Source organism: Streptomyces sp. DT190 (genome assembly GCF_049846985.1).
Lineage (GTDB): Bacteria > Actinomycetota > Actinomycetes > Streptomycetales > Streptomycetaceae > Streptomyces.
The window spans coordinates 268,150-274,243 of the sequence record NZ_JBNCNM010000009.1 but is presented as its reverse complement, the minus strand read 5'-3'; the positions used below and the strand labels follow the sequence as shown (position 1 = coordinate 274,243).

General features: G+C 74.4%; 6 protein-coding genes. 4 read left to right on the top strand and 2 right to left on the bottom strand.

All coding sequences use genetic code 11. From position 1 onward, the window contains the following. Both ACPXCS_RS18765 and cpt read left to right on the top strand, forming a co-directional pair. A partial coding sequence (locus tag ACPXCS_RS18765) for a peptidoglycan-binding protein (RefSeq protein ID WP_425970993.1) occupies positions 1–1,059 on the top strand: 1,059 nt, incomplete at its 5' end. Positions 1,060–1,086: 27 nt separating this feature from the next. Continuing rightward, positions 1,087–1,623, top strand: a complete 537-nt coding sequence (gene cpt / locus ACPXCS_RS18760) for a chloramphenicol phosphotransferase CPT (RefSeq protein ID WP_425945210.1) — start codon at positions 1,087–1,089, stop codon at positions 1,621–1,623. A 50-nt stretch (positions 1,624–1,673) separates the two neighbouring features. On the opposite strand, the gene ACPXCS_RS18755 is transcribed toward cpt, so the two are convergent. Beyond that, the gene (locus ACPXCS_RS18755; RefSeq protein WP_425945209.1) at positions 1,674–2,333 is read right to left on the bottom strand and encodes an HAD-IA family hydrolase; all 660 of its coding nucleotides are present in this window, start codon (positions 2,331–2,333) and stop codon (positions 1,674–1,676) included. Positions 2,334–2,530: 197 nt separating this feature from the next. Next, positions 2,531–3,112: a TMEM165/GDT1 family protein gene (locus tag ACPXCS_RS18750; protein ID WP_351352782.1), complete on the bottom strand. Its 582-nt coding sequence runs from the start codon at positions 3,110–3,112 to the stop codon at positions 2,531–2,533. Positions 3,113–3,511: 399 nt separating this feature from the next. Between ACPXCS_RS18750 and ACPXCS_RS18745 the strand changes: the two genes are divergently transcribed. Further along, positions 3,512–4,156, top strand: coding sequence for an HNH endonuclease family protein (locus ACPXCS_RS18745; RefSeq protein ID WP_425945208.1), 645 nt, complete (start codon positions 3,512–3,514; stop codon positions 4,154–4,156). Positions 4,157–4,238: 82 nt separating this feature from the next. Further along, the gene (locus tag ACPXCS_RS18740) at positions 4,239–5,879 is read left to right on the top strand and encodes an alkaline phosphatase D family protein (protein ID WP_425945207.1); all 1,641 of its coding nucleotides are present in this window, start codon (positions 4,239–4,241) and stop codon (positions 5,877–5,879) included. Positions 5,880–6,094 lie beyond the last annotated feature (215 nt).

Below are 6,094 nucleotides of genomic sequence, written 5' to 3'. Positions count from 1 at the left end.
GGCGCCCGGCCCGCGGAGGGCGGACACACCGGTCGGCCCGGCGCGACGATCGCCGGAGCGGCCTCCGCCGCGCCGCGACCGTCCTCGGCCGAAGCGGCATCCGCTCCGCAGGCGTCCCCCGACGGCGGGCCCGGCAAGCCGGCCACCACCGCCTCTCCGGTCCCACCGGCCGGGCCGGTCCCACCCGCCTCCACGGTCTCCCCCGCGTCCCCCGCGCCCCACTCGTCCCCCACCGACGCCACGACCCCGCTCCGCGCGGTCGACCCGGACGCCACCACCGTGCTCCCCGCCAGCCCGGGCATCCCGGCCGCCGGGGACACCGCGGTGCTGCCCGCGCCGCTCGTGCCGGGCACGAGCGAGCCCAGCGTCACCGACCTGCGGCTCTTCGACGGCTCGGGGCCGGAGCCGGGCGCTGTCCGGGCCGACGCCCCCGAGGCGGACCGGCCCCGGCGCCGGCGCCGTACCGCCCTGGCCGCCGCGGCCGCCGCCTGTGTCGCCGTGGTCGCCGCGGCCGGGTACGCGACCGGGGTGTTCTCCTACGAGAGCCCCTCCCGGGACACGGCCCTGCCGGACGACCTGCGCGCGAGCGTGCCGGACGCCCCGTCGAGCAGCGCGCCCACCGCATCCCCGGAGAGCACCGCGCCGGCCACCGCGTCGGCCTCGGCCGCACCGTCACCGTCGCCGTCCGCCAGTGCGAGCGGGTCGCCCTCGCCGTCGCCGTCCGCGACCAGCGCCGCACCGAGCCCCTCGCGGCCGTCGGAGCCGTCGGCGTCCCCGACGCCCGCCGCGCCGACCGGCCCGGGCGTGCCGGAGAACGCCGGCCAGAACGGCGGCGCCACCGTCCTGCGCCGCGGCGACAGCGGCCCGGAGGTCTCCGAACTCCAGTTGCGCCTGCGGCAGGTGTATCTCTACAACGACGACGCCGACGGTTCCTTCGACGATCGGCTGGAGGACGCCGTCCGCACCTACCAGTGGTCCCGCGGCGTGCAGACCGACGACCTCGGCGTCTACGACCGGCAGACCCGCGAGAAACTGGAGGCGGAAACCCGGGAGCCGTGACCGGCCCGGCCGCCGTACGGTGACGCCGTGACCACTCGGGTGATCGTTCTCAACGGCGGTTCCAGCGCGGGCAAGTCGGGCATCGTCCGGTGCCTCCAGGAGGTGCTGCCCGACCCCTGGCTGTCCTTCTCGGTCGACGGCTTCGTCGACGCCCTGCCGGCCCGGCTGCGCGACTCGGAGGGCGGTATCGCCTTCGCGCCGGACGGCGGCGTCAGCGTGGGCGCGCAGTTCCGCGCGCTGGAGACGGCCTGGATGCGGGGCGTCGCCGCGACGGCCCGGGCCGGCGCCAGGATGATCGTCGACGACGTCTTCCTCGGCGGACCGGCGTCCCGTCGGCGGTGGGAGCGGGCGCTCGCCGGGCTGGACGTGCTGTGGGTCGGCGTCAGGTGCTCCGCCGAGGTCGCGGCCGGGCGTGAGATCGCGCGCGGCGACCGGGTCCGGGGCATGGCCGCGGCCCAGGCCGGGATCGTGCACGAGGGCATGGCCTACGACGTGGAGGTGGACACCACCCGCACGGAGTCCCTGCCGTGCGCCCGCGCCATCGCCGCCCACGTGACCGGCTGAACGGCGGGCCGCCCGCGGCCGGGCACGCCGCCCGCCCGGCCATCACGGCCTCAGCCGATGTGGAGCCGGATCGTGCCGTCCGGCGCGGCCTCGACGCGCACCTGCCTGAGGTCCTCGACCACCACGTCGGGCTCGTGGAACGCGGCCCGGGGCCCGACGCCGACGACCGTCATGCCGGCGGCGCGTCCGGCCGCGATCCCGGCTCCGGAGTCCTCGAAGACGACACAGTCGGCGGGGGCGATCCCCAGTTCGGCGGCGCCCTTCAGGAAGCCCTCCGGGTCGGGCTTGCTCGCCCCGACCGACTCCGCGGTCACCCGCACCTCGGGCAGGCCGAGACCGGCCGCGGCCATCCGCGCCGTGGACAGCGGCACGTCGGCCGAGGTCACCAGGGCGTGCGGCAGCCCGTGCAGGGAGGCCAGGAACTCCGGCGCCCCGGGGATCGCGACGACGCCCTCCGTGTCGGCCGTCTCCTCGGCGAGCAACCGGGCGTTGTCGGCGTGGTTCTGCTCCATCGGCCGGCCGGGCAGCAGCAGCGCCATCGAGGCGTAGCCCTGCCGCCCGTGGACGACCTTCATGACCTCGTCCCCGTCGAGCCCGTGCCGCTCGGCCCAGCGCCGCCAGACGCGTTCGACACAGGCGTCGGAGTTGACCAGGGTGCCGTCCATGTCCAGCAGGAGGGCGCGGGCGGTGAGCACGGCGGTGGCCGTCATCGGCAGCTCCAAGGCTCGGGGCGCGTTCCAGCGCGGGAGGGGGCGGGCGGCGGACCGTGTCCGTCGCACCCCGGGGGACAAGGCGGCCCCGCCCGCCGGTCAGGGAAAACGGGCGGAGGCCACTTTGTTCCTCCACGGTACAAAACAAGACGGGGTTCGCGCCAGGGGCCCCCGCGGACGTTCACCCGCCGTTCAGCTCAGCCGGTCACGGCCTCCCACAGGCTCCACACCCCGAGACCCAGCATCAGCAGCGCCGCGATCTGCGTGATGAGCCGCAGCGGCACCTTCTTCATCAGCGCCTTTCCGCCGACGATGCCGAGCCCGGCCACCGCCCACAGCGCCAGCACCGCGCCCAGGCCGACGGAGAGCGGGTCGTCGTAGCGGGCGGCCAGGTTCGCGGTCATGATCTGGGTGAGATCGCCGAACTCGGCGACGAGGATGAGCATGAAGCCCGCGCCCGAGACCTTCCAGAAGGACTGGTTCTCCGGCTTGCGGACCTCCTCCTCGTCCTCGCCCTTCCTCAGCAGCAGCACCGCGGCCCCGCCCAGGAAGAGCACACCGGTCAGCGCGTGCACGATCTGCTGCGGCAGCAGGGTCAGCACGCTGCCGGCCGCGACGGCGAGCGCGACGTGCAGCGCGAAGGCGGCGGCGACCCCGGCGAAGACGTAGGAGGCGCGGTAGCGGGTGCCGAGGACGAGCCCGGCGAGGGCGGTCTTGTCCGGCAGTTCGGCGAGGAAGACGACGCCGAAGACGACGGCCGTCACGGTCAGGCTGATCAAGGTTCCTCAATCGGTCGGGGCTGCCCCACCGAGAGTGCTGATCCTGTCGAAACCTTTCGACGCGACACCTCGGCACGGCAGCGCACTCGGCGCCCGTGCCGTGGGGCACGGGCGTGCACTGCTTGCCGAAGGTCTCGCTGGCGGGTCCGGGAAAAGGACCTGCCTCCGGGCGCCGGCTCAGGCGGGCTGAGCAGTATGTCGACGGTCCGGCGAAGAGCTACTCCCCTTCTGCGCCGTCCATCGTACGCGACGGTCCCGGAGTGAAAAGTTCCGTCTTGAATCTTGTCATGTCATGCACGCGTCACTAACTTCTCACCGGGCGCACACCTGTGCGCAACACGGCACCGCGAGCATTCCCACGCTCGCCCGCCAACACCCCCTCTCCCCAAGGGAGTTCGCATGCCCAGGTTCTACGCGCGTCGACGGCTGAGCGTGGCCGCGGCGTTCACCGCCCTCATATCCTCCGTGGCCCTCTTCAGCGCCCCCTCGGCCTCCGCCGCCCTCCCCACCCCGGTCAGCGGCGCCACGGCCCGCTCCTACCTCGCCACCCTCACCGTGGCCACCGAGGACCGCACCGGCTACAACCGCGACCTCTTCCCGCACTGGATCACCCAGTCCGGCGCCTGCAACACCCGCGAGGTCGTCCTCAAGCGCGACGGCACCAACGTCGTCCAGGACTCCGCCTGCGCGGCCACCAGCGGCAGCTGGTACTCCCCCTACGAAGGCGCCACCTGGACGGCCGCCTCCGACGTCGACATCGACCACCTGGTCCCGCTCGCCGAGGCGTGGGACTCCGGGGCCGACTCCTGGACGACCTCCCGGCGCCAGGCCTTCGCCAACGACCTGACCCGCCCGCAGCTCATCGCGGTCACCGACAACGTCAACCAGGCCAAGGGCGACCAGGACCCCGCCACCTGGATGCCCTCCCGGACGGCGTACCGCTGCACCTACGTCCGCGCCTGGGTCCAGGTGAAGTACTACTACGGCCTCTCGGTGGACTCCGCCGAGAAGTCCGCCCTGACGAACTACCTCGCCGGCTGCTGACACGCGCGAGGAATTCACGCCGGAACCTCCCCGCTGACCTCCGTCGTTCCGTACCGTACGGGGCGACGGAGAGGGGAACGCCATGGCCGGACTGCGCCTCGGACCACTGCTGAGGTACACCGACGGCTCGTCCGCGACCGTCTGGGTCGAGACGAGCCGCCCGTGCACGGCCGAGGTGCGCTGCGCCGACGGCGCCGGCGGCACGGCCCGCACCTTCCAGATCGCGGGGCACCACTACGCGCTCGTCCCGGTGACCGGCCTCACGGCCGGCACGACGACGACGTACGAGGTGCTCCTCGACGACACCCGGGTGTGGCCGCTGCCCGGCTCGCCCTTCCCGCCCTCCGCGATCCACGCGCCGGGCCCGGACGGCGCCCTGAACGTGGCCTTCGGCTCCTGCCGCTGGGCGTCCCCGCCGGCCGGCGGGGAGGACCCGGTCGGCCCGGACGCCCTGGACGCACTGGCCACCCGCCTGGCGGCCGACCCGGAGGGCGAGCGGCCCCACGTCCTGCTGCTGCTCGGCGACCAGGTGTACGCGGACGAGACCTCCGACGCCACGCAGCGCTGGCTCGCGGGCCGCCGGGACCTCGACGAGCCGCCGGGCAGCGGGGTCGCGGACTACGAGGAGTACACGCACCTCTACTACGAGTCCTGGCTCGACCCGCGCATCCGCTGGCTGCTGTCCACGGTGCCGAGCTGCATGATCTTCGACGACCACGACGTCATCGACGACTGGAACACCTCCGCCGCCTGGCTCGACGACATGCGGTCCACCGGCTGGTGGCGGGAGCGGCTGCTGAGCGGCCTGATGTCGTACTGGGTCCACCAGCACCTGGGCAACCTCTCCCCCGGGGAGCTGGCGGCCGACCCGGTCTACGAGCAGGTCCGCTCCCTGCCCGACGGCACCGACGTACTGCGCACCTTCACCGCGCGGGCCGACGCCGACCCGACCACGGCCCGCTGGAGCTACCGGCGCGACTTCGGGCGCGTACGGCTGCTGATGGTGGACAGCCGCGCGGCCCGCGTCCTCGACGAACAAGACCGCGCGATGCTCGACCCGGGTGAGGAGGCCTGGCTGCGCGAGCAGGTCCTGGACTCCCCCGGTGCCTACGACCACCTGCTGATCGGCACGTCCCTGCCCTGGCTGCTGCCGCACCTGGTGCACGACGCGGAGGGGTGGAACGCGGCGCTGTGCCGGGGCGAGCGCGGCCCGCGCTGGGCCCGGCTGAGCGAGAAGGTGCGGCGGGCCGCCGACCTGGAGCACTGGTCGGCGTTCCCGGACTCCTTCGCCGGGCTGGCGGAGCTGATCGCCGAGGCGGGGTCCGGGGCGGACGCGCCGGCCACGGTGTGCGTGCTGTCCGGGGACGTGCACCACGCCTACATCGCCGAGCCCTCGTGGCGGTCCCGGCCGGGACCGGCCGCCCGCGTGGTGCAGCTGGTCTGCTCCCCCGTCCACAACTCGGTGCCGCTGTCGATGCGGCTGGCCTTCCGCGCCGGCTGGAGCGCGGCGGCCCGCGGCTTCGGCCGCTGCCTCGCCCGGCACGGCCGCCTGTCGCGTTCGCCGGTCGGCTGGCGCAAGACGGGCGGCCCCTGGTTCGGCAACCAGCTCATGACCCTGACGCTGCGCGGCCGTTCGGCCCGGCTCCGGCTGGAGCACGCCAAGGCCCGCAAGGGGGCGGGCCCGCGGCTGACGACCCTGCTGGACTCCGAGCTTGCCCCGTAACCGGCCTGTTCCGCCCGGTTGCTGCCGCTGTGACCCGTGCTGCTAGTGACGCATGCCACAGCGCGCCCCAATCCTTCCCACGGGCCTCAACTACCGCTCCCGGCGACGGCATGATGAGGCGGACCGTCCGCTTCCCCACCCGCGGACCTCCGACTCACGCAACCCCCACGCCCTGGAGCCCCACCCTTGTCTGCGTCGACCGAGGAACCCCCACC

Coding starts and splice junctions, on each gene's coding strand:
- ACPXCS_RS18755 (WP_425945209.1), bottom strand. CDS start 2,333: ATGACGGCCACCGCCGTGCTCACCGCCCGCGCCCTCCTGCTGGACATG.
- ACPXCS_RS18745 (WP_425945208.1), top strand. CDS start 3,512: ATGCCCAGGTTCTACGCGCGTCGACGGCTGAGCGTGGCCGCGGCGTTC.
- ACPXCS_RS18740 (WP_425945207.1), top strand. CDS start 4,239: ATGGCCGGACTGCGCCTCGGACCACTGCTGAGGTACACCGACGGCTCG.